The sequence below is a fragment of the Acidovorax cavernicola genome (genome assembly GCF_003581445.1).
Genome location: NZ_QXMN01000197.1, coordinates 1 through 1,554, shown reverse-complemented (window position 1 = coordinate 1,554; position 1,554 = coordinate 1). Strand labels below are relative to the sequence as shown.

At 64.4% G+C, this 1,554-nt stretch carries 1 protein-coding gene; it reads right to left on the bottom strand.

Features of this window, described 5'->3' with window-relative positions; translation table 11 throughout:
• A partial coding sequence (locus D3H34_RS32440; RefSeq protein WP_119558841.1) for a fumarate hydratase occupies positions 1 to 1,445 on the bottom strand: 1,445 nt, incomplete at its 3' end.
• Positions 1,446 to 1,554: the final 109 nt, after the last annotated feature.

The window sequence follows — 1,554 nt, the reverse complement described above, 5'->3', positions numbered from 1 at the left end:
GTCACGGGCATGTCGACCACGTCGAACTCGTAGATGGCTTCCATGCCCAGATCGGCAAAGCCCACGACCTTGGCGTTCTTGATCGCCTTGGAGACCAGGTAGGCGGCGCCGCCCACGGCCATCAGGTAGGCGCTCTTGTGCTGCTTGATCGCCTCGATGGCGACCGGGCCGCGCTCGGCCTTGCCGATCATCGCGATCAGGCCGGTCTGCTCGAGCATCATGTTGGTGAACGAGTCCATGCGCGTGGCCGTGGTCGGGCCGGCCGGGCCGACGGCTTCGTCGCCCACCGGGTCCACGGGGCCCACGTAGTAGATCACGCGGTTGGTGAAGTCCACGGGCAGCGTTTCGCCCTTGGCCAGCATGTCCTGGATGCGCTTGTGCGCGGCGTCGCGGCCGGTGAGCATCTTGCCGTTGAGCAGCAGCGTGTCGCCGGGCTTCCAGCTCGCGACTTCCTGCTTGGTCAGGTTGTTCAGGTCCACGCGCTTGCTCTTTTGCGTGTCGGGTGCCCAGTCGACCTTGGGCCACAGGTCCAGCGAAGGCGCGTCGAGGTAGACCGGGCCCGAGCCGTCCATCACGAAGTGGGCGTGGCGCGTGGCCGCGCAGTTGGGGATCATGGCCACGGGCTTGGAAGCTGCGTGCGTGGCGTACATCTTGATCTTCACGTCGAGCACGGTCGACAGGCCGCCCAGGCCCTGCGCGCCAATGCCCAGGGCATTGACCTTCTCGTACAGTTCGAGGCGCATTTCCTCGACCTGGTCGAGCTTCTCGCCGCGCTGCGACTTGGCCTGGAGCTCATACATGTCCAGGTCTTCCATCAGGCTTTCCTTGGCCAGCAGCACGGCCTTCTCGGCGGTGCCGCCGATGCCGATGCCGATCATGCCCGGCGGGCACCAGCCTGCACCCATGGTCGGAATGGTCTTGAGCACCCAGTCGACAATGCTGTCGCCGGGGTTCATCATGATCATCTTGGACTTGTTTTCCGAGCCGCCGCCCTTGGCCGCGACCGTGATGTCGACCTTGTCGCCGGGCACGATCTGCGTGAAGATCACGGCCGGTGTGTTGTCCTTGGTGTTCTTGCGCGCGAAGTGGGGGTCGGCCACCACCGAAGCACGCAGCGTGTTGTCGGGGTGGTTGTAGCCGCGCCGCACGCCTTCGTTGATCGCGTCCTCGATGCCGCCGGTGAAGCCTTCCCAGCGCACGTCCATGCCGATTTTGAGGAACACGTTGACGATGCCGGTGTCCTGGCAGATCGGGCGGTGACCGATGGCCGACATCTTGGAGTTCGTCAGGATCTGGGCCATCGCGTCCTTGGCCGCCGGGCTCTGCTCGCGCTCGTAGGCGCGCGCCAGGTGGGCAATGTAGTCGGCCGGGTGGTAATAGCTGATGTACTGCAGGGCGCCTGCGATCGAGTCGATCAGGTCCTGCTGGCGGATCGTGGTGGTCATCGTGGGTTTTCTTGAAAGGGAACAACGAACAGCGAAAGCAACCCGGGATTATCCCGCGCTTCGCCGCAAAACGTGCCAAAGCGTGCCAAAGCCCGGCAGTCTTCTATAA